General features: G+C 70.5%; 12 protein-coding genes, 2 tRNA genes and 2 pseudogenes. 15 read left to right on the top strand and 1 reads right to left on the bottom strand.

Annotated elements, in window-relative coordinates; translation table 11 throughout:
• Nucleotides 1-265 precede the first annotated feature (265 nt).
• The 9 genes and pseudogenes from gyrB to ACN26Z_RS02400 all read left to right on the top strand — a co-directional run bounded on the left by gyrB (nucleotide 266) and on the right by ACN26Z_RS02400 (nucleotide 10,071).
• Nucleotides 266-2,212 (top strand): DNA topoisomerase (ATP-hydrolyzing) subunit B, encoded by a 1,947-nt coding sequence (gyrB, locus tag ACN26Z_RS02360; RefSeq protein ID WP_282236328.1) that lies wholly within the window; start codon nucleotides 266-268, stop codon nucleotides 2,210-2,212.
• A 127-nt stretch (nucleotides 2,213-2,339) separates the two neighbouring features.
• Nucleotides 2,340-6,116, top strand: coding sequence for an intein-containing DNA gyrase subunit A (gene gyrA, locus ACN26Z_RS02365; RefSeq protein ID WP_421459757.1), 3,777 nt, complete (start codon nucleotides 2,340-2,342; stop codon nucleotides 6,114-6,116).
• A 4-nt stretch (nucleotides 6,117-6,120) separates the two neighbouring features.
• Nucleotides 6,121-6,337 (top strand): annotated as a pseudogene (locus ACN26Z_RS02370) (DUF3566 domain-containing protein); the annotation flags it as partial.
• Between the two features lie 68 nt (nucleotides 6,338-6,405).
• Nucleotides 6,406-7,032 (top strand): annotated as a pseudogene (locus ACN26Z_RS02375) (DUF3566 domain-containing protein); the annotation flags it as partial.
• A gap of 549 nt (nucleotides 7,033-7,581) precedes the next feature.
• Nucleotides 7,582-7,655: transfer RNA gene (locus ACN26Z_RS02380), tRNA-Ile, on the top strand.
• A gap of 44 nt (nucleotides 7,656-7,699) precedes the next feature.
• Nucleotides 7,700-7,828, top strand: coding sequence for a DLW-39 family protein (locus ACN26Z_RS02385; RefSeq protein WP_210936323.1), 129 nt, complete (start codon nucleotides 7,700-7,702; stop codon nucleotides 7,826-7,828).
• Between the two features lie 37 nt (nucleotides 7,829-7,865).
• Nucleotides 7,866-7,938 (top strand) — tRNA-Ala (locus ACN26Z_RS02390).
• A gap of 565 nt (nucleotides 7,939-8,503) precedes the next feature.
• A complete protein-coding gene (locus tag ACN26Z_RS02395; RefSeq protein ID WP_421459758.1) occupies nucleotides 8,504-8,953 on the top strand; it encodes a hypothetical protein in 450 nt (149 codons plus the stop codon).
• 155 nt (nucleotides 8,954-9,108) lie between these two features.
• Entirely contained in the window at nucleotides 9,109-10,071 is a 963-nt protein-coding gene (locus tag ACN26Z_RS02400; RefSeq protein WP_282240644.1) for an L-threonylcarbamoyladenylate synthase, read from the top strand.
• A gap of 15 nt (nucleotides 10,072-10,086) precedes the next feature.
• On the opposite strand, the gene ACN26Z_RS02405 is transcribed toward ACN26Z_RS02400, so the two are convergent.
• Nucleotides 10,087-14,610 (bottom strand): HAD-IC family P-type ATPase, encoded by a 4,524-nt coding sequence (locus tag ACN26Z_RS02405; RefSeq protein WP_421459759.1) that lies wholly within the window; start codon nucleotides 14,608-14,610, stop codon nucleotides 10,087-10,089.
• Between the two features lie 151 nt (nucleotides 14,611-14,761).
• Here ACN26Z_RS02405 and ACN26Z_RS02410 point away from each other — a divergent pair, with 151 nt between their 5' ends.
• The 6 genes from ACN26Z_RS02410 to ACN26Z_RS02435 all read left to right on the top strand — a co-directional run bounded on the left by ACN26Z_RS02410 (nucleotide 14,762) and on the right by ACN26Z_RS02435 (nucleotide 18,950).
• Nucleotides 14,762-15,022, top strand: coding sequence for a hypothetical protein (locus ACN26Z_RS02410; RefSeq protein WP_210936332.1), 261 nt, complete (start codon nucleotides 14,762-14,764; stop codon nucleotides 15,020-15,022).
• 80 nt (nucleotides 15,023-15,102) lie between these two features.
• Nucleotides 15,103-16,482: an MFS transporter gene (locus ACN26Z_RS02415; RefSeq protein WP_421459760.1), complete on the top strand. Its 1,380-nt coding sequence runs from the start codon at nucleotides 15,103-15,105 to the stop codon at nucleotides 16,480-16,482.
• A gap of 95 nt (nucleotides 16,483-16,577) precedes the next feature.
• Nucleotides 16,578-17,210 (top strand): GAP family protein, encoded by a 633-nt coding sequence (locus ACN26Z_RS02420; RefSeq protein ID WP_421459761.1) that lies wholly within the window; start codon nucleotides 16,578-16,580, stop codon nucleotides 17,208-17,210.
• A gap of 70 nt (nucleotides 17,211-17,280) precedes the next feature.
• The gene (locus ACN26Z_RS02425) at nucleotides 17,281-18,060 is read left to right on the top strand and encodes an SDR family oxidoreductase (RefSeq protein ID WP_421459762.1); all 780 of its coding nucleotides are present in this window, start codon (nucleotides 17,281-17,283) and stop codon (nucleotides 18,058-18,060) included.
• Nucleotides 18,061-18,097: 37 nt separating this feature from the next.
• Entirely contained in the window at nucleotides 18,098-18,295 is a 198-nt protein-coding gene (locus tag ACN26Z_RS02430; protein ID WP_093409275.1) for a hypothetical protein, read from the top strand.
• A gap of 106 nt (nucleotides 18,296-18,401) precedes the next feature.
• Nucleotides 18,402-18,950, top strand: a complete 549-nt coding sequence (locus tag ACN26Z_RS02435) for a YbaK/EbsC family protein (protein WP_421464496.1) — start codon at nucleotides 18,402-18,404, stop codon at nucleotides 18,948-18,950.
• Nucleotides 18,951-18,997 lie beyond the last annotated feature (47 nt).

Raw genomic sequence — 18,997 nt, forward strand, 5'->3', positions numbered from 1 at the left:
TTCTGTCGCCCGCGCACAGTAAGATTGGCGTGAGACGAAGACCCGGTGCGGAGTGACGGGTCACGGGTCCGGTGCGGGCCCGCGATCATCCGTCCGACTCGGGTCGAGCCGATCGCGATCCGCGGGCAACCGCGGCGACCGGCGCGTTCGACCCGTACCCCGGAATTGTCCCCGGTATCGGTCCGCGTGCCGACGTCGCGCCTGTCCGCCGAACCCGCGTTTCGACGTGCCCTGTGGCGCGCCGGGCGCGAGAAAGTGGCCGAGGGTGGCAGCGCAGGAAAATCAGCAGTACGGCGCCGAGTCGATCACCGTTCTCGAAGGGCTGGAGGCGGTCCGCAAGCGGCCCGGCATGTACATCGGGTCCACCGGCGAACGCGGTCTGCACCACCTCGTGTGGGAGGTCGTCGACAACGCGGTGGACGAGGCGCTGGCCGGCTACTGCGACACCATCGACGTGGTGCTGCTCGCCGACGGCGGCGTCCGGGTCACCGACAACGGCCGGGGCTTCCCGGTCGACCTGCATCCCAAGCTCAAGAAGCCGGGCGTCGAGGTGGCACTGACCGTGCTGCACGCGGGCGGCAAGTTCGACGGCAAGGCGTACGCGGTCTCCGGCGGCCTGCACGGCGTCGGCGTCAGCGTGGTAAACGCCCTCTCCACCAGGATGGCCGTGGAGATCCACAAGGACGGCTTCGTCTGGCGGCAGCAGTACCACCACTCCAAGCCGACCGCCCTGGAGAAGGGCGAGCCGACCGACCGCACCGGCTCAGCGGTCTCCTTCTGGCCGGACCCGGACGTCTTCGAGACCGTCGACTTCGACCTCCAGACGATCTACCGCCGGCTCCAGGAGATGGCGTTCCTGACCCGTGGCCTCACCATCCACCTGCTCGACGAGCGGGTCGCGGAGGGTGAGGAGGGCAAGCTCCGCGAGGTCACCTTCAAGTACGACGGCGGTATCGCCGACTTCGTCCGCCACCTCAACGCCTCGAAGACCCCGATCCACAAGACGGTGATCGAGTACGGCGCCGAAGAAGAGGGCATGTCGCTCGAGATCGCCATGCAGTGGAACGAGTCGTACGGCGAGTCGGTCTACACCTTCGCCAACAACATCAACACGCACGAGGGCGGCACCCACGAGGAGGGCTTCCGGGCCGCGTTGACAAGCGTCGTCAACCGGTACGGCACGGACAAGAAGCTGCTCAAGGGTGACGAGAAGCTCTCCGGTGAGGACATCCGCGAGGGCCTGGCCGCGATCATCTCGGTCAAGCTGACAAACCCGCAGTTCGAGGGTCAGACCAAGACCAAGCTCGGCAACACGCCGGTCAAGAGCTTCGTGCAGCGGGTCTGCAACGACCGGCTGGTCGACTGGCTGGACCGCAACCCCGCCGAGGCAAAGATCATCATTACCAAGGCTTCCCAGGCGGCCCGCGCCCGGATCGCCGCCCAGCAGGCCCGCAAGCTGGCCCGGCGCAAGTCGCTGCTGGAGTCCGGCTCGATGCCGGGCAAGCTGGCCGACTGCCAGTCCACCGACCCGCGCGAGTCCGAGGTGTTCATCGTCGAGGGTGACTCGGCCGGCGGTTCGGCCAAGCAGGGACGGGATCCGCGTACCCAGGCGATCCTGCCGATTCGCGGCAAGATCCTCAACGTGGAGAAGGCCCGGATCGACCGGGTGCTGAAGAACAACGAGGTGCAGGCGCTGATCACCGCGCTCGGCACCGGCATCCACGACGACTTCGACATCGAGAAACTGCGGTACCACAAGATCGTGCTGATGGCCGACGCCGACGTCGACGGCCAGCACATCCAGACGCTGCTGCTCACCCTGTTGTTCCGCTTCATGCGGCCGCTCGTGGAACTGGGTCACGTCTACCTGGCCGCCCCACCGCTCTACAAGATCAAGTGGAACCGGAAGGGTGACGACGCGCAGTACGCGTACTCCGACCGGGAGCGCGACGGGCTGATCGCCCTGCGTCAGCAGAAGAAGCCGAACGCCAAGCCGGACGACATCCAGCGGTTCAAGGGTCTCGGCGAGATGAACTACCCGGAGCTGTGGGAGACCACGATGAACCCGGCCACCCGTACGCTGCGCCAGGTGACCCTGGACGACGCGGCAACCGCCGACGAGCTGTTCAGCGTGTTGATGGGCGAGGACGTGGAGGCGCGCCGCTCGTTCATCCAGCGCAACGCCAAGGACGTTCGCTTCCTGGACATCTGACGGATCGCCGTACCGGGTCGGAGCGCACCGGCCCGGTACGGGTCCACAGAGTTATCCACAGCTTGGCCGGTATCCACAGCCGTTATCCACAGCGCAAAAGCGACACCAAGTCTGATAAGGGTTAACAGTGACCGATTCCCCCGAGTCCACACCTAACGAGCCCGAGGTCCCCGAGGCGCTGGCCGCCGTCGTCTCGCACGACCGGATCGAGCCGGTCGGGCTCGAGGTGGAGATGCAGCGCTCCTACCTCGACTACGCGATGAGCGTCATCGTCGGGCGGGCGCTGCCGGACGTCCGGGACGGGCTCAAGCCGGTCCACCGCAAGATCCTGTACGCCATGTTCGACTCCGGCTACCGGCCGGACCGCGGCTACGTGAAGTGCTCCCGGGTCGTCGGCGACGTGATGGGCCAGTTCCACCCGCACGGCGACTCGGCCATCTACGACGCCCTGGTCCGGATGGCCCAGCCCTGGTCGCTGCGCTACCCCTTGGTCGACGGCAACGGCAACTTCGGTTCGCCCGGAAACGATCCGGCTGCGGCGATGAGATATTGCGTTACGGCAAATGCCCGTATTCGCACCGCTGTCGGAAGCGTGCGGATCGGCGACGTGGTGCCCGGCGCCGTGTCGAGCAGCGAGACCGACATCGACCTCAAGGTCCGCGACCGCAACGGCGACCTGGTCCACGCCTCGAAGTTCTTCCACTCAGGTGAGCACCCGACGCTGCGGCTGCGCACCCGCGAGGGGTACGAACTGACCGGCACCCACAACCACCCCGTGCTCTGCCTGGTGGACGTGGCAGGCGTGCCGACCCTGCTCTGGAAGCTGCTCGCCGAGATCTCCCCCGGTGACCGGGTGGTCCTCCAGCGCAGCGTGCCGGACGAGATCGGCTACCCGATGCTGGAGCACGTCGAGGCCGCAGTCCTCGCGGGCGCTTATGTCAGTGAGGGCTGGACATCTGCTGACCGCGTCGGCTTCGACAACTGCGATCGGGAGTTCTTTGTCCGCGTCCTAGCCGCTTACGACCTCGCCGTAGGTGGTCGACGTTGGGTCGGAACCGAAACGACCATCACCGGCAAGACGCTGCACAAGCTACGCGGCTGGACTACCGATTTCTCGGGATCGATCCTCGGTGACTTGGTTGGTGCGCGGAGCGCGGCGAAGTTCGTGCCGGAGTTCGTCTGGCAGGGGCCGGCCGCCATCAAACGGGCCTTCCTCCAGGCGATCTTCGAGGGCGACGGCTCCTCTTCGCTGCTGCCGCGCAACACCATCCAGATCAGCTACTCCACCCGCAGCAAGCGCCTGGCCCGCGAGGTGCAGCAACTGCTGCTGGAGTTCGGCGTGATCAGCAAGCAGTGCCGGTACGACAGCGGCGAGATCAAGGTCGTCGTCACCAATCGTCGCGACGCCCGGATCTTCGCCGCTCACGTCGGTTTCCTCGGCCGCAAGCAGGCCAAGCTGGAGTCGGAGCTGGCGTCGGTGCCGGCGAGCAGCACCGCGCTCTCCAGCGACCACGTGCCGCTGGTCGGTGACTTCATCCGGGAGCACGGCGCGAGCCGCTGGACCGAGCGGGACTGGCTTCGCCGGCACAACGTGGACCGGGTCGAGCGGTGGGAGCGGGACCGCGACGAGATCGCCGCTCGGATCACCAACACCGAGGTGCTCGACGTGGTCGAGCCGCTTGTCGACGGGCGCTTCTACTACGCCGAGGTGGCCGAGGTCGCGGACGCCGGGGTGCAGCCGGTCTACAGCATTCGGGTCGACACCGACGATCACTCGTTCGTCTCCGACGGGTTCGTCAGTCACAACACCGAGTGCAAGCTCGACCCGCTGGCCATGGAGATGCTGCGGGACATCGACGAGGACACCGTCGACCTGCAGGACAACTACGACGGTCGGGCCAAGGAGCCCACCATCCTGCCGTCGCGGATTCCGAACCTGCTGATCAACGGCTCCGAGGGCATCGCGGTCGGCATGGCCACCAAGATCCCGCCGCACAACCTGCGCGAGATCGGCGCGGCGGTGCAGTGGTGCCTGGAGCACCCCGAGGCCGACGAGGCCGACACCCTCGAAGCGCTGTTGGAGATCGTCAAGGGCCCGGACTTCCCCACCCACGGTCTGATCGTCGGTCAGTCCGGCATCCAGGACGCGTACCGCACGGGTCGTGGCTCGATCCGGATGCGGGCCGTGGTGGAGGTGGAGGAGGACAAGCGGGGCCGGCCGGCGCTGGTGGTCAGTGAGCTGCCGTACCAGGTGAACCCGGACAACCTGGCCGAGCGGATCGCCGAGCTGATCAAGGAGGGCAAGCTCGGCGGGATCGCCGACATCCGCGACGAGTCCTCCGGGCGTACCGGTATGCGGATCGTGCTGGTGCTCAAGCGTGACGCGGTCGCGAAGGTGGTGCTGAACAACCTCTACAAGCACACGCAGCTTCAGGAGACCTTCGGCGCGAACATGCTGGCGCTTGTCGACGGGGTGCCGCGCACGCTGAACCTGGCGCAGTTCATCCGCTACTACGTCGAGCACCAGATCGAGGTGATCCGACGGCGGACGGCGTTCCGGCTGCGTAAGGCGGAGGAGCGGGCGCACATCCTGCGCGGTCTGGCCAAGGCGCTGGACGCGCTTGACGAGGTGATCGCGCTGATCCGGCGCTCGCCGACGGTGGAGGACGCCCGGCAGGGTCTGATCCGGCTGCTGGAGATCGACGAGATCCAGGCCACCGCGATCCTGGACATGCAGCTGCGCCGGCTCGCCGCGTTGGAGCGGCAGCGGATCCTCGACGACCTGGCCAAGCTGGAGGTGGAGATCGCCGACCTCAAGGACATCCTGGCCAAGCCGGAGCGGCAGCGTCGGATCGTCTCGGAGGAGCTGGGGGAGATCGTCGCCAAGTGGGGCGACGACCGACGCACCAAAATCATTCCGTTCGACGGTGAGGTCTCGATGGAGGACCTCATCGCGCGCGAGGACGTAGTCGTGACGATCACCCGGACCGGGTACGCCAAGCGGACCAAGGTTGATCTCTACCGATCGCAGCGGCGGGGCGGCAAGGGCGTCAGTGGCGCCACGCTGCGGCAGGACGACATCGTCAGCCACTTCTTCGTCTGCTCGACGCACGACTGGATGCTGTTCTTCACGAACAAGGGGCGGGTGTACCGGGCCAAGGCGTACGAGCTTCCGGAGGCCAGTAGGGTGGCCAAGGGCCAGCACGTGGCCAACCTGCTCGCCTTCCAACCGGACGAGCAGATCGCACAGATCATCGAAATCCCGAATTACCAGGTGGCGCCCTACCTGGTCCTGGCGACGAAGAACGGCCTGGTGAAGAAGACGCGGCTTGAGGAGTTCGACTCCAACCGGTCCGGCGGCATCATCGCGATCAACCTGCGCGATGAGGACGAGCTGGTCGGTGCTGCGCTCGTCGCTCCCAGCGACGACCTGCTGCTGGTCTCGAAGAACGCCCAGGCGATCCGGTTCAACGCCACGGACGAGGCACTGCGCCCGATGGGTCGGGCGACCTCCGGTGTGATCGGCATGCGCTTCAGCGAGGAAGATGAACTGTTGGCCATGGAGGTCGTCCGGGAGGGTCTGGACGTTCTGGTGGCCACGAACGGCGGATACGCGAAACGTACCCCGATCGAGGAATACCCGGTGCAGGGCCGGGGAGGTAAGGGTGTGCTGACTGCGAAGATCACCGAGCGACGCGGTGGTCTGGTCGGCGCTGTCGTGATCGACCCGGACGATGAGCTGTTCGCTATCACCAGCAACGGTGGCGTCATCCGGACTCCGGTGAAGCCTGTACGCCGTACGCGTGACCGGAACACAATGGGGGTCAAGCTGATGGACCTTCCGGACGGCGTGACTATCGTGGCGATTGCTCGCAATGCCGACGAGCCTGACGAACAGGACTAGTTGAATGACGGAGACACAGGCGAAGTCGGGGAACGCGGGGACCTCGGCCAACCCGGTCGACGAGGAGGCCGCGAAGAGCGGCACGCCAGCGACCGGCCGCGCGGCCGTGGGCCGGGCCACCGTCCCTGCCGACGCGCCTGCCCCGAAATTCACCCGGGCTCCCGGTATGGCCCCACCCCCGGACAAGCCGACAGACGCACCGGAGGGCGACGCCGCCGAGGAGAAGTCGGCCGAGAGCGGCGGCACCACGGAGGCCACCGCGACCTCGGTCGGCAAGCCGTCCCCTGTCCAGCCGACGGTCGCCTCAGCGGGCAAGCCCTCTCCGGGGACGACCGGGGTCCTGCCGGCGGCCAGCACCAGCACTACCGGTACCCAGCCCCGGGTGACCGGGGTCGGTCCGAAGCCGGACGCGACCCGGTCGTTCGGGCTCGGCCGCCCGGCGAACGGTGGTGGCCTGCCCCCGGGGGTGAGCACGGCGGTGGGTGCCGCACGGGTCGGTGAGGCGGTACGCGCCGCGCGTACCTCGGTCAGCTCGGCTGCCTCACGCGGGCCGCGCCGGGCCCGGCTGAACCTCAAGCGGATCGACCCGTGGTCGGTGATGAAGTTCGCCTTCGCGGTGTCGGTGGTGCTGTTCATCGTCATCGTCGTGGCGACCTCGGTGCTGTACCTGGCGTTGGACGCGATGGGCGTGTTCAGCAGCGTGAACGACAGCCTCGGCGACCTGGTGAACGCGGGTGGTGGTCAGAGCACGGAGGGCTTCCAGATCACCGCACGCGGGGTGATCTTCAGCTCGGCGTTGATCGGCCTGGTCAACGTCGTGCTGTTCACCGCGCTGGCCACCCTCGGGGCGTTCGTCTACAACGTCTGCGCCGACCTGGTCGGCGGCATCGAGCTGACCCTCGCCGAGCGGGACTGACAGTTCTTCGACGCCGGTCCGTGCCGCCCTTCGCGGTGGTGCGGGCCGGCGTTTCCGTACCCGTAGCCGCTGCTCTGCCGGCGCGGGGTCAGCGGCCGGTTTCGCGCGGGGCGGCGGTTCGGTCCGCGCGGGATGCCGCATGCTGGCGTCTCTGCGGCCAGGCCCGCGCGGGATGCCGCATGCCGGCGCTTCCGGCGGCTCAGTTAGCCCGGAATGCCGCACGTGGGCGAGCGGCCAGGTCCGTGCGGCGGACAGGTCCGCACGCGGGTTGGCGTCCAGGTCCGGGGGCCGGTGGTCAGGTCCGCGCGGGTTGGCGTCCAGGTCCGGGGGCCGGCGGTCAGGTCCGCGCGGGATGCCGAATGTGGGGGCCTCCGGCGGCTGGGTCGGCCCGGGATGCCGCATCATGCGGGAGGTCCGTCGGGGCGGTAACCCGGTGTACCCGCCTCCGGTACTCGGGTAGGTTCAGAGGGCGACGTGGGGATGGCTGGCGAGCCTGGCCCCGATTTGGGGGGCGCTGGGCGGATGGGTTAACCTTGCTCGTCGCTACGCGGGGCTATAGCTCAGTCGGTTAGAGCGCAGAGCTGATAACTCTGAGGTCGCTGGTTCGATTCCAGCTAGCCCCACCGCACATGGTCCGACGGCACGTCGAGCGTGAGGGGCAGCCCCGATGTTCAAGAAGCTGTTGATCCTGGTCGGTGTCGTCGGCGTGGCCGCGGTGGTGGCCAAGAAGGTCAAGGAAGCCAACGACGAGCGCGCTCTCTGGCACGAGGCGACCACCTCGCCGGACCTGCGTTGACGCCGTCCGCTCCGACCTGCGGCCGCAGCGCCGTGACGGGGCCCTAGCTCAACTGGCAGAGCACTGCCTTTGCAAGGCAGGGGTTAGGGGTTCGAGTCCCCTGGGCTCCACGCATCTTTCTGACCCGCTGTTTGTTGCGATATTTGGTCTCATGTGAACCATCGGGCTTTCCGAGCTGGTGGGGCGGGTACACGACCACGAGCGGGTGACGGCCACGGCCTCCGTCCGCCTGGTTTCGGTGGAGGACCTGGCCCGAGGTGTAGAGGTGTCCGCTGGGTAGCAGAGACCATTCGCGCCCGTCGCGCCTCGGCTGCTGAGCCCTCCGCCGCCAGTAGCTCGGGCGAGGTGCGGTTCGAGCGGCGGCGCCTTCCAAAAGCATTGACGGATGGCATTCCCTTGGCTAAGTTGATCTTTCCATGACGTACTGACGCGGGGGCTCGGATGTCTGTCGATTCAACGTTGGGTGCACGCACCCGTTCAACTCGCCGCAGGCTCGTTGGGATGGCCGCCTCACTGCTCCTGCTCGCCACTGGCTCGACTCTGATGGCGTCGCCGGCGTCGGCGGCTGTTGAGGCGAAGGTGCCCGGTCCGCCAGTAATCGACTTCCCAAACGGGAACAGCGTTTCTGCAGGTGGACAGCTTGCCATCCGGTTCGGCGCGAGCGGTGACACCACGGTGACCCGGTTTCGGTACAGCGTCGGCAACACCACCCTGGGCAGCGAGGTGCCGGCTGCGCAGGACGGAACGGCCACTGTGACGATCGACGTAGGCACCGTGACCGGTGAGCGTCCGGTGTACGCGGTGTCGGTCGACCGCAGAGGTCGGATCAGCTCCATGACGCAGGACGCCTTCACGGTCTACGCCGTCTGGAGTCTCCAGGGCCGAGCCATTGACGCGAACACCTGGTTGCCGGTGGAGGGGGCGACGATCCGACTGGAGCCGGCTGGGGTAGAGGTTGTCACCGGCCCGGACGGCATCTTCCAAGTGGCCGTCGACCCGGGCCTCTACACCCTCACCGGCACCTATGCCGGCCCGCCCAGCCTCTCGGGCAGCAGCCAGCCGTTGGAACTCGACGGTCAGGGACTGTGGTTCGACCTGCTCCTGTTTCCGGATTCCGCGAGCTGATGACCAACAACCGCTGCGATGAGGGTTTCACCTCTCCGCCGGAGGAGCCGACGTTGTCAGCGCTGAAATCAGCGAGCGGTGGTCCGGGGTGACGCAGGGCAGGTGGTCGGCGGCAGGCTAGCGTCGCAGGGGTGAGCAACGGATCTCCCCGCGTCCTGCCTGCCGACGGTGACCTCGGCGAGGCGGCCGCCGTGCTGCGTACGGGTGGGTTGGTGGCCTTTCCGACGGAGACCGTCTACGGGCTGGGGGCGAACGCGTTGGACGCGCGGGCGGCGGCCCGGATCTTCGAGGCGAAGCAGCGGCCGAGTTTCGATCCGCTGATCACCCATCTCGCCGACGTGGCGGACCTGGAACCGCTTGTGGGGTCGGTTTCGCCGGCCGTGGCGGCGCTTGCGGCCCGGTTCTGGCCGGGGCCGTTGACGCTGATTGTGGACCGGCCGGAGGAAATCCCACCGATCGTGACCTCCGGGTTGGACAGCATGGCGGTGCGGGTGCCGGACCACGAGCACGCTCGGCGGTTGATCGCCGCTGCCGGGGTTCCGGTGGCCGCGCCGAGCGCGAACCGGTTCGGCCAGCTCAGTCCGACCCGTGCCGAGCACGTGGTGCGCGGGCTGGGGGCAGCTGTGGACGTGGTGCTCGACGGCGGGCCGACCCGGTGTGGGATCGAGTCGACGATCGTGGACGCCCGAGGGGACCTGCCGGTGGTGCTGCGGCTCGGTGCGTTGCCGGTCGAGGAGTTGGAGAAGATCGCCGGGCCGGTGACGGTGCGGCCGGGTAGCTCGGGGCAGCCGGTCGCGCCGGGGACGTTGGCCGCGCACTACGCGCCGCGTACGCCGTTGCGGTTGGTGTCCGGCGCGGAGTCGGCGGGGGCCGGCGGTGCGGGGTGTGGGTATCTGGCGTTCCGGGACCGGCCGGCGGGCGGCTGGGCGGCGGTGGAGGTGCTCTCCGCCTCCGGTGATCTGACCGAGGCGGCAGCTCGCCTCTTCGACACGCTGCACCGACTTGACGCCGTCGGGGTTACCGAGATCGTCGCGGAGCCGGTGCCGGACACCGGGGTGGGGCGGGCTGTCAACGACCGGCTGCGCCGCGCCGCCGCGACCTGGCGTCCCGCCCCCTGACGCCGATGATGGCACTCACCGCGGCGGTCGGCCGGGTGCGGCTGGGGCGGGTATGCCCAGGCCAGTTGGTTCCTGCTCGCTGTCGGCGTGTTCGACCGCTCGGCCGCCGTCGACCCGCTGCCCGGTCGCCTGATCACCGTCCGCCTGCTCGGTCGCCTGCTCGCCTTCGACCTGCGGGAATCGTGCGACGAGCCGGGTGAGGGCACCGTTGGCGAGGGTGGCGCCGAGCGCCGATCCGGTGGCGATGGTCCAGCCCACCGGGCCCAGCGGGGTGCAGCCGAAGAACTGACTGAGTCCGGGGGTCTGTACGACCGCGGCCAGCACGCCGAAGGACGCGGCGGTGGAGGCGAGCACGGTCGGGCTGGTGCCGCCGGCCAGCACGGTCTGGCCGAGCTGGGTACCGACCAGGGAGACCAGCGCGACGGTGCCGGCGCGCCGCCGGGTGCCGGTGTAGCGGGCAAGTGTCCAGCCGGTGGTCGCACCGAGGGTGGTGGCGGCGGCGCGCAGGCCGATCTCCCGGGTCATGGTCTGGCCTAGTGAGCTGTCCGGGCCCTCGCGGAGCAGCCCGTCGGCGTGGTCGCCGCCGGGTGGCCGCACGGCGATGGCCAGCGCGGGTGCCATGTCGGTGAGCAGGTTGACCAGCAGCAGTTGGCGTCCGTTGAGCGCGGCGCGGCCGGTTGCGGCGGCGGTAAGCACGCTGAAGGCGATCTCGCCGAGGTTGCCGCCGACGAGGATGCTCAGCGCGTGACGGACCGAGGACCACATCGCCCGACCTTCGACCAGGGTGGCGATTATGGTTTCCAGCCGGTCGTCGGTGACCACCAGGTCGGCGGCGGCGCGCGCCGCCGGGGTGCCCCGTTGACCGAGGGCGATGCCCACGTCGGCCAGCCGGATGGCGGGGGCGTCGTTGGCGCCGTCACCGGTCATCGCGACGGTACGCCCGCATTTTTGCAGGGCCTGGATGATGCGGACCTTGTGGGCCGGGGTGCAGCGGGCCACCACGTCGGTGGCGGCCAGCCGTTCGGCGAGGGCGGTGTCGTCGAGTTGGTCGAGTTCGGTGGCGGTGACCACCCGCTGGGCGTCTCCGGCGCTGATGGTGGCGGCGATCGCCTCGGCGGTCGCCGGATGGTCGCCAGTGATCATGATGGTGTGCACGCCCGCCTGGCGGATCCGGCGGACGGCCGGCGCGGCGCTGGCGCGTACCCCGTCGGCGATCGCCAGGAAGCCGGTGAAGACCAGGCCGCGTACACCCTCGTCGGTGATGTCTGGGTCGGCGACTGTGCACTCGGCGACGGCGAGGATGCGGTGTCCCGCGCCGGCCCGTTCGCCGAGCAGCCGGTGCAGTTCGGCCCGGCCCGCGTCGTCGAGCGGTTCGTCGCGTCCGGCGACCCGGTTCGCCGTGCAGCGGGGTAGGACCGCCTCCGGTGCGCCCTTCACGCTGAGCAGCAACCCGCTGTCGGTCTCGCCGACGCTGGCGTGGTACCCGCGCGACGGCTCGAACGGCAGACCACCTGCGGCCTGCCAGCCGGGCGCGCCGTCCGGCTCGGTGACACCGGCGGCGCGGGCACCTCGCAGCACCGCCCGGTCGGTCTGCATGGAGAGTTCCTCGGGGTCGTCGGCGGCCGGGGTGGCCCGCAGCGCCGCCGCCAGGGTGCGTCGCAGTCGGTCGTCGAGGTGCTCCACGGGGGCGTACGCGTCGGCGTCGCCGACCCCGGCCAGCATCAGATGCCCCTCGGTGAGGGTGCCGGTCTTGTCGAAGCAGAGCACGTCGACCCGGCCCAGGGCCTCGATGGTGCGCGGGTTACGGACCAGTGCACCGTGCTCGGCGAGTCGTCGGGCGGCGGCCAGTTGGGCGGCGCTGACCAGGAACGGCAGTCCCTCGGGCACCGAGGCGACGGCCAGGTTCGCGGCGGTCGCGGCCGTCTGGGCCAGCGGTACGCCTCGCAGCAGCCCGGCACCGGCCACCGCGACCGCCGACCCGGCGGCCATCGGGACCGCGGTGCGGGTCAGCTTGCCCAGCCGGGCCTCGACCCCGCTGACCGGCGGTGCCTGCCGGGCAAGGGCGAGACTGCGTCCGGCCTCGGTGTCGGCGCCGGTGGCCACGACCACGGCGTCGCCACGGCCGGCGGCGATGCTGGTGCCCTCGTAGACCATGGAGCAGCGTTCGGCCACGGCGGCGGCGACCACCGGCTGGTCGGTCTTGCTGACCGGCAGCGACTCGCCGGTCAGGGCGGACTCGTCGGCTTCCAGGCCGACGGAGGTCAGGACCCGGCAGTCGGCAGGTACCGCGTCGCCGGATTCGAGCACGATCACGTCTCCGGGGACGAGGTCGTCGGCGGGTACCACCCGTTCGACGCCGTCGCGGCGGACCCGGGCGGTCACCGCCGAGCGGGACAGCAGCTGGGCCAGCGACTTCTCGGTGTTGCGCTGGTGTACCGCGCCGACCAGGGCGGAAGCTCCGACGACGCCGCCGACCAGGGCGGCGTCGACGAGCGAACCGAAGCTGGCGGAGAGCACCGCCCCGGCGGCGAGCACCGGGGTGAGCGGGTTGGCGAGTTCGTCGACGAAGGCGCGGAGCAGCCCGCCCGGGCCGGCGGTCTCACCTGCGCGGTTGGCCTGTCGTCGCTGGGCCTCGACCTCGGTCAGCCCACTGTGGTTCGTGCCGAGCTGGTCGATGACGGTGGGCACCGGCATCAGATGCCAGGCGGTGATCGCGGGCGCGGGTGCAGTGGTCGCTTCGGTCAGCCGGCCGGCCCGCCAGACGCCGTGGGCGAAGGCCAGCGCCGCCGCGCCGTTGACCGAGGCGAGCGTACGGCCCGGTAGCAGGGCCGGGTCGGCGGTGAAGGCACCTAGCGCGCCGAGGCCGGTGCCGGCCAGTCCGATGCGCAGGTTCTGCGCGGTCATCCGCCGGGCCACCCCGGCCGCCTCGATGATCAGGGCGACGACCCGCAGATCGGTGCCGACCAGCAGGTGTGCCCCCCACGGCGGCGGATCGTCGGGGTCGGCGAGGCCCAGTCCGCAGTCCGAGGCGGCGAGGGCGGTGCGGTCGCCGGAGACGAGCATCACCACCGCACCCTCCCGTTGCAGGGTGCGTACCGACTCGGTGAGCTGGTCGTCGCCGGGCATCAGCGCGTCGGCGGAGGCGTGCCGCTGCGGGTCGCCGCCGGCCACGACGAGCCGCAGGCCGGCTTGCCGGGCGACGGCAGGCAGGGCTTCGACGCCGGGGGCCGGCTCGGGTTCGACCCGCAGTACGGCCGCGAGCGCGTTGGCCTGGGCCAGACCGAGCAGGGTGCCGCCGCGTTCGCGCAGCCGCCGGCTGTCGTCGGTGTCGCCAGGGTCCCGCACGTCGAGGCGGTCAAGCGGGCCGAGCCGCCATCCGTCGAGGTGGCGTACGTCGTTGGGTGCGGTCGGTTCGAAGAGGGTGAACGCCTGGGCGGCCACCCGTGACGTGTCGAGGCCGGGCAGCGGGGCCAGGTCGGCCAGGACACCCCGGTCGGAGCCGAGGATCCGAGCGTCCAGCACAAGCGTGTCGATGCGGTCGAGTTCGCGGAGCACGCTGCGGTCCATGGCGATGACGCCGCGTCGGGCCAGGATCCGGCCGAGTTGGGCCGCGTACCCCTCGCGCCCGCTGCCCGGCGCCTTGGGCAGCGCGGACAGGCCCAGGGCGGCGGCCCGTTTCGGGCCGACCACGGGCGTCGCCGCGGCGAAGGCCGCAGCGCCACCGGCGAGCATCCGGTTGATGTACCGCTCGACGGAGCCGTCGGGTTTCGGGCAGGGCCGCTCGAAGGCGGGAGTACGGGCGACGGCGCGATCCGGGTCGCCGGTGAGCCGGGGTTCGGCCTTCTCCCAGGCTCGCAGCTGGGCCAACCCTTCGCCCCACTGGACTATCCGCTGAGCGCCGTCGAGCACTATCCCCGTCCAGCCGCCGGTGAGGCCCTGCACCACCGCCTCGGCGAGTGGGAAGAGAACCTCGGCGCGTGGGTCGCGGCGTAGTCCCAGCCCGGCGAGGGCGTGCAGCTTCGGGTGCAGGTCGATGGCGCTGAGCAGTCCGGAGACCTCACCGGGAACCGGGGTCACGGGCAGGATCCGGGTGGCGGCGGAGATGGTCAGGCCGAGCGCGTCGGAGGCGAGCGCGCCGAGGGTACGCGGGGTGCGTGGTCCTTCCTCGGGTGGGTGCGGCGGCGGGATCTCCGGATCCGGTTCGTGCGGGCAGGTGCGTTCGACCCGGGCGATGGTGGCGACAAGTTCGCGTACCTTGGGTCCCGGTGTGTCGACCGCGACGACCACCCGTCCGGAGGGCGCGTTGACCCGTGCCCAGTTGACCCCCGGCATTCGTTCCAGCGCCGTCTCGACCTGGCGGGCGAGGGTGTCGCCGCCGTCCTGGCAGACGCCGTGAACCTCGATGTGGTGCCGGCCGGGGCGGGACCACACCCGTCGGCTGGTCAGCCCGGCCGCCCGGGCGAGCCGGGTCGCGGTGGCACCGACGCGACGGGAGGCGGCTTCCACCACCGGAGGTACTCCGACGGCGCCAAACCGCATTTTGCCTCCCACCGTTCGTGCCCGGCGGCCTGGCTTCCCGGCCGGACGTCCCTTATGCCCAGCCGAGCTGGGAAAAGTTTCCTGCTCGGCCGGGCATGGACGGCCGTGGCGGAGGAATCCGAGGTGGGCGTCATCGCTACGGGGAGGCGAGATGAGTGCGCTGACACGACAGCTCAGTGGGACCCGGGAGTCGTTGCAGATGTTCACCCGCCGGGTGAACGTGCCGTGGCTGGGGGAGGTGGCGGTGCCGCCGCCGGACAAGCTGACCTACTACGCCGGCATCGGGGTGCTGACCGTGTTCCAGGTGATCGAGTGGCCCTTGGCGCTGGTGATCACCGCCGGGCACCTGCTTGCCGACCAGCACCTGTCCGGGCTGGCCAAAGGGCTAGGCGAGGCGCTGGAGTCCGCCTGAGGGTGAGGCGCTGGAGGCTGCCTGAGGGTAAGCCGCGTCACCCTTGACCTGAAGGCAGGTTGAGGTCCGAGGCTTGCCGCATGCTGATCGCCCCGTCTCCGGTACGCGCCGAGTCGCTTTTCGCCCCTCGACTGCGCGCCATGACGGTGGGCAGCGTGGCGCTTGTCTCGTTGCTGGCGTTCGAGGCGTTGGCGGTCGGCACCGCCATGCCCACTGTCGCCCGGGCCCTGGACGGGCTGGCGCTGTACGGGATCGCCTTCGGCGGCCCGTTCGCGGCCGGCGTGGTGGCGATGGTGCTCTCCGGCATCTGGTGTGACGCACGAGGGCCGCGGGCGTCGATGTGGTCCGGTCTCGCCGGGTTCGTCGCCGGGCTGCTGCTCGCCGGTGCCGCCACCGACATGGCGACGCTTGTGGTGGGCCGGATCGTGCAGGGTTTCGGCTCGGGTCTGCTGTCGGTGGCGCTGTACGTGATCGTCGCGCAGGCGTACCCGGAGCAGTTGCACCGGCGCATCTTCGCCGCGTTCGCCGCGGCCTGGGTGGTGCCGTCGCTGGTCGGGCCCGTGGTGGCGGGGTTGGTCGTGGAGCACGTCGGCTGGCGGTGGGTGTTCCTGGCGGTGCCGGCGGTGGCGGTGCCGGCGGTGCTCTTGATCCACCCGGGGCTGCGGTCGATCGGCGTGGCCGGTCCGGTCCGCCGCTCCGCCGGGGCGCTGGCGCGGATCGGTTGGGCCTGCGGGGCGGGGGTGAGCGCCGCACTGTTGCACATCGGGGGTCAGCAGCGTGGCGCCGCCGCCGTGCCGCTGGTCGGGATCGCCCTGGCCGGCCTGCTGAGTTGCGTTCCGCGACTGTTGCCGGCCGGATTCCTGCGGGCCGGTCGCGGCCTGCCCACCGTGGTGGGCCTGCGGGGGCTGGCCTCGGCCGCGTTCGTCGGCGCCGAGGTGGTGATCCCGTTGATGCTGTCGCGGGAGCGGGGGTTCACGCCGACGGCGGCGGGGCTGGTGCTGACCACCGGCGCGCTCTCCTGGTCGCTCGGCTCGTGGTTGCAGGCGCGGATCCGGTCGCCCCGGTCCCGGGGCACCCTGCCGAGGGCCGGCCTCACCTGCATCACGGTCGGTACCGCGGTGGTGGGCAGCTGCGTGGTCCCGGCGGTGCCGGTGTGGGTGGGGATTCTCGGTTGGGCGGTCGCCGGGCTCGGCATGGGTCTGCTCTATCCGTCGCTGTCGGCGCTCACCCTGGAGCTGTCGGCCCCCGGCGAGCAGGGCCGCAACAGCTCGTCCCTGCAACTGTGCGACTCGCTCGCGTCGGCGACGGTGTTGGCGCTTACCGGTGCGGTGCTCGCCGCCGGGGCGGCACCTGGGCGGTTCGACTACGGCGTCACCCTCGCCGTGGCGGCCGGGCTGGCGCTGCTCGGGGCCCTGCTCGCCGGTCGGGTCGTGGCTTCGCCGCGAGTGGCGTCGGCCTGACCGGCCCGGCGGCCCGCTGCGCGGAGTCGGGTGGCGGGTGGATTGGCCCGAAAGCGGCCGTGTGCGGTCGTGGCAGCCGGCAGGATGAGCTGGCGATGACCTTCCTGACGCTGCTGCCGTTGGCCGTGGTGATGGTCGCCGGCACGCAACTGGTGGCGGCGGTCTTCTTCGCCTCGTCCGACCGGCCACGGGCCGCCTCGCTTGGCTATCTGGCGGGTGCGGCGCTCGTCGTCCTCGGTGGTACGACACTGGCCTGGCTGGTGGTTCACCTGTTCAAAATCAACTTCACCGGTGCGGGTCGGGGCACTGTCGAACGGTGGATCGACTGGTTCGTGCTGGCGCTGCTCGCGGTGCTGGCGGTTGTCCTGTTCCTGCGCCGGCACTCGGGGCCGCCGCGATGGATGGGTGAACTCCAGCACGCCGGCCCCGGGTACGCGGCGAAGGTGGGTCTGCTGCTGTTCCTGGGTATGCCGTCCGATGACCTGACCATGGCCACGGTCGGGGCCAGCGCGGCACGGCACGACCTGCCGTGGTGGCATCTGCTGCCCTTCGTGCTGCTCACCCTGACCCTGCTCGCCCTCCCGCTGTTCGCTCTGCTGCTGCTCGGCCGCCGGGCGGCGGTGGTGCTGCCGCGCATCCGGGACTGGGCTAACAGCCACTCCTGGCTGGTCAGTGAGGCGGTCATCGTGCTCTTCGTGGTGATCACCGCCCTCGATTTGATGAAGTGAGGCCGCTCACAGCTGGTCACGCCGGTGACGGTCCGATCCGTCGAGCGGGCAGGCGACGAGGGAGGTTGACATGCGGGTTCTGGTCACTGGTGCGGGCGGCAGGCTGGGCCGGGAGGCGCTGCCCCGGCTGGTCGACGCGGGGTTCGAGGTGCGGGCCACCAGCCGCCGGCCGCGTACCGGATCGGGGGTCCGGTGGGTGGTGGCGGACCTGACCACCGGCGAAGGGATCGCCGCAGCGGTGACCGACGTGGACGCGGTGCTGCACCTGGCGTCCTCGCCGACCCGGCAGACCCACCAGATCGACGTGCTCGGCACCCGCCGGCTGGTCGACGCTGCCGCCGGTGCCGGGGTGCAGCACCTGGTGTACGTCTCGATCGTGGGCGTGGACCGGGTGCCCTACTCGTACTACCGGCACAAGCTGGCTGCCGAGCAGGTCATCGCCGACGGGAAGGTGCCGTGGACGGTGCTGCGGGCCACCCAGTTCTTCCCGTTCATCGATGAGATGCTGCGCCTGTCCAGCAAGATCGGCCCGGTCATCGGCGATCGGGCGGTGCTGGCCCAGCCGGTCGACCCGGGCGAGGTTGCCGACAAGCTGGTCGAGCTGCTCCGGGCCGGAGCGCGCGGCGGCATCGTGGAGTACGGCGGCCCTGAGGTGCAGCGCTTCGACGAGGCGGTGCGGGCCTGGCGGCAGGCGCGTGGCTCCCGTCGCCCGCTGCTGCCGATCCGTTTTCCCGGTCGCCTCGGCCGGGAGTTGCGCGGCGGTGGACTGGTCACCGACGCCCAACCGACGGGGCGGCGGACCTGGGTCGACTACCTGTCGGACACGTACGGGCGAACAGCGACGCGATGACACCTGCTCGGGTTCACGTTCGCCCTACCGTCGAGCCATGCTCACGTTCGTCATCACCAGCCTCCTGTACGTCTGCGGGTTCGTCTTCCTCTACGGAGTGATCCGACTCGCGGTGCGGCACGCGATGGAGGACATCGAGGTGCGCCGCGTACAGGCCGCGCGGGCAGAGGAGATGGCCGCCTCCCGGGACCGGGCGATGCTGGAACGGCACGGCTTCCTGACCAACGAGGGCTGACCGTGGGACGCCGGTCCCGGCTTCAGCCTGGTGTCGGCCCGCGCACCGGTCCGGAAGCTGGTCCCGGTCCGCGTCGCCGGCTCCGGATGCGACCATCGAACACGTGATGGGAACGCTGAAGACCGAGCTCGCTCGCAACCGTACCGACCTGTTGGCCGCGCCGGTCGCCGCCGCGCTCGCGCAGTGGCCGGCCGACTCGCCGGTGGACGTCGACGCGGTGCAGGTCGCGCCGATCGATGCCGAGCTCGCCGACACCGCGGCGTTCTGCGCGGCGTACGACGTCGGGCTCGACGAGTCGGCCAACTGCGTGGTCGTGGCCGGAAAGCGCGAGGGGGTGACCCGGTACGCCGCCTGCCTGGTGCTCGCCACCACCCGCGCGGACGTGAACGGGGTGGCCCGCCGGGCGCTGGACGTACGGAAGGCGAGTTTCGCGCCGATGGACGACGCGGTGGAGTTGACCGGGATGGAGTACGGCGGGATCACGCCGATCGGGTTGCCGTTGCAGTGGCCGATCCTGGTCGACACGCGGGTGGTGGCCATGCCGTACGTGGTGATCGGGTCGGGCGTACGGCACAGCAAGATTGCGCTGCCCGGCGCGGCGCTGGCCGCGTTGCCCGGTGCGCGGGTGGTGGAAGACCTGGCCAGGCCCATCTGACCGTCGACTGGTGTCGATGTCGTTGCACGTGAAACATCAACGACGTC

This window comes from Verrucosispora sp. WMMD703, assembly GCF_049178935.1.
Classification (GTDB): domain Bacteria; phylum Actinomycetota; class Actinomycetes; order Mycobacteriales; family Micromonosporaceae; genus Micromonospora; species Micromonospora sediminimaris.